Origin of the sequence: Pseudonocardia sp. KRD291, from assembly GCF_019263595.1 — a bacterium.
In the GTDB taxonomy this organism is placed as follows: Bacteria; Actinomycetota; Actinomycetes; order Mycobacteriales; family Pseudonocardiaceae; genus Pseudonocardia.
Window position 1 is genome coordinate 1 of sequence record NZ_JADQDD010000463.1, and the last position, 2,673, is coordinate 2,673.

3 protein-coding genes are annotated in these 2,673 nt (G+C 72.4%); all 3 read left to right on the plus strand.

Translation table 11 applies throughout. The features are described 5' to 3' along the window. The first annotated feature begins 228 nt into the window (after positions 1-228). A complete protein-coding gene (locus I4I78_RS31745; RefSeq protein WP_218615202.1) occupies positions 229-1,413 on the plus strand; it encodes a thiamine pyrophosphate-dependent dehydrogenase E1 component subunit alpha in 1,185 nt (394 codons plus the stop codon). Position 1,414: 1 nt separating this feature from the next. Continuing rightward, a complete protein-coding gene (locus I4I78_RS31750) occupies positions 1,415-2,392 on the plus strand; it encodes an alpha-ketoacid dehydrogenase subunit beta (RefSeq protein WP_218615203.1) in 978 nt (325 codons plus the stop codon). A gap of 6 nt (positions 2,393-2,398) precedes the next feature. Beyond that, positions 2,399-2,673, plus strand: a 275-nt coding sequence (locus I4I78_RS31755) for a biotin/lipoyl-containing protein (RefSeq protein WP_308252477.1), incomplete at its 3' end; no start/stop codon positions are given.

Genomic DNA, 2,673 nt, shown 5'->3' on the forward strand with positions numbered 1-2,673 from the left:
ACCGCACTCTCACGAGCGGCGCTCTCGTCGTACAGGTTGCGACGGGAGCGCCGCTCGTCGTGTTCGGAGGTGGGTGTCCGGCGGGAGAGTGATGTCGGGGCGGGCGTCGCCGTGCCAGGATCGGCGGTGACGCGCACCGCCGTCCCGGGCCGCCGCACCCACCCGTGCGAAGACCCGGCCGGACGACCCGCCGCCACCGCGGTCCGGGCCGAGCCAGGAGGAGTCGCCGTGGAGGAACCGCAGGCATGGGTACCGAGCGATCCGAGGTCGCGGCCCAGCCACGACCAGGTCGTCGCCGGGCTCAAGGGCATCGACGAGGGCGGGCCGGAGCTGGTCCAGCTGCTCACCCCGGAGGGCGAGCGCACGGCTGACCGGCGTTTCGACTCCTACGCCGCCGACGTCGGCGTCGAGGAGCTCAAGGCGCTCTACCGGGACATGGTGCTGGTCCGCCGCGCCGACCGGGAGGGCAACGCGCTGCAGCGCCAGGGCGAGCTCGGGATCTGGGTCCCGCTGCTCGGCCAGGAGGCCGCCCAGGTCGGGTCCGGCCGGGCGCTGCGGCCCCAGGACATGGCCTTCCCCAGCTACCGCGAGCACGGTGTCGCCTGGTGCCGCGGCATCGACCCGACCGAGCTGCTCGGCATCTTCCGCGGCACCGACCACGGCGGCTGGGACGCCGCGGCCACCGGCTTCCACCCGTACACGATCGTCATCGGCAACCAGTGCCTGAACGCGACCGGCTACGCGATGGGCCAGCGCTTCGAGTCCCGGGTCGGCGATCCGGAGACCGGCGAGGCCACGATCTGCTACTTCGGCGACGGCGCCACCAGCCAGGGTGACGTGCACGAGGGCTTCGTCTGGGCCGCCGCCTACGACGCGCCGCTGGTGTTCTTCTGTCAGAACAACCAGTGGGCGATCTCGGTGCCGCTGACCCGCCAGACCCGGGTGCCGCTCTACCAGCGCGCCCGCGGCTACGGCTTCCCCGGTGTCCGCGTCGACGGCAACGACGTCCTGGCCTGCCTGGCCGTCACCCGGTGGGCGCTCGAGGAGTGCCGCACCGGCAACGGGCCGGTCCTGATCGAGGCGTTCACCTACCGGATGGACTCCCACACCACCTCCGACGACGCGACCCGCTACCGCCTCGCCGACGAGGTGGAGCTGTGGAAGCTCAAGGACCCGATCGAACGGGTGCGGGTCAACCTGGTCCGCTCGCTCGGTGTCGGACAGGACTTCTTCGACGGCGTGGAGGCCGAGTCCGATGCGCTCGCGGTGCGGCTGCGCGAGTTCTGCCGGGCGATGCCGAACCCGGGGCCGGAGCGGATCTTCTCGCAGGTCTACGCGGACCCGTCACCGCAGGTCGAGGCGCAGCGCGATGAGTATCTGGCTTATCACGCGTCGTTCACCGGGGAGGCCTGAGATGGCCGTGCAGACGATGGCCAAGGCGCTCAACGACGGACTGCGTGCGGCGATGGAGCGCGACCCCAAGGTGCTGATCATGGGCGAGGACGTCGGCCGGCTCGGCGGCGTCTTCCGGATCACCGACGGGCTGCAGAAGGACTTCGGCGAGCAGCGCGTGCTGGACACGCCGCTGTCCGAGTCCGGGATCATCGGCGCCGCCGTCGGGCTCGCCGTGCGCGGCTTCCGCCCGGTCTGCGAGATCCAGTTCGACGGCTTCGTGTTCCCCGGCTACGACCAGATCGTCTCCCAGCTGGCCAAGCTGCGGTACCGCTCGCAGGGCCGGGTGCCGATGCCGGTCGTGGTGCGGATCCCGTTCGGCGGCGGGATCGGCGCCGTCGAGCACCACAGCGAGTCCCCGGAGTCGCTGTTCGCGCACGTCGCGGGCCTGAAGGTGGTGGCGTGCTCGAACGCCGCCGACGCACACGCGATGATCCAGCAGGCGATCCTCTCGGACGATCCGGTGATCTTCTTCGAGCCCAAGCGCCGGTACTGGGAGAAGGCCGAGGTGGGCACCGACCTCGCCGCCGCACCGCCGTTGCACTCCGCGCGCGTCGTCCGGCCGGGGTCGTCGCTCACGATCGCGACCTACGGGCCGATGGTGCGGACCTGCCTGGACGCCGCCACCGCCGCCGTCGACGACGGCCACGACATCGAGGTGATCGACCTGCGCACGCTGTCCCCGCTCGACCTGGGTCCGGTCGCCGACTCGGTGCGCCGCACCGGTCGGCTGGTCGTCGTCTCCGAGGCGCCCGGCGAGTCGTCGGTGTCCTCCGAGGTCGCGGCCCGGGTGCAGCAGGAGTGCTTCTTCTCCCTGGAGGCCCCGGTGCTGCGGGTGACCGGCTTCGACACCCCCTACCCGCCGTCGCGGCTCGAGGACGACTTCCTGCCGGACCTGGACCGCGTGCTCGACGCCGTCGACCGCTCGATGGCGTGGTGACCGGCGATGCGTGAGGTGTTCCGGCTGCCGGACGTGGGCGAGGGGCTGACCGACGCCGAGATCCTGGACTGGCGGGTCGCCCCGGGGGACACGGTGACGGTCAACCAGGTGCTCGTGGAGATCGAGACGGCGAAGGCGGCCGTCGAGCTGCCCTCGCCCTACGCGGGGACGGTCGGCGAGCTGTTGGTCGGGGCCGGGGAGACCGTGCAGGTCGGCGCGCCGATCATCGCGATCGAGACGGCCGGGCCGTCGGCGCCGTCCACCGCGGCCGCGGGGAGCGC

What these genes read in the sequence shown, in the direction of transcription:
- I4I78_RS31750 (WP_218615203.1), top strand. Translation starts at nt 1,415, where the DNA reads ATGGCCGTGCAGACGATGGCCAAGGCGCTCAACGACGGACTGCGTGCG.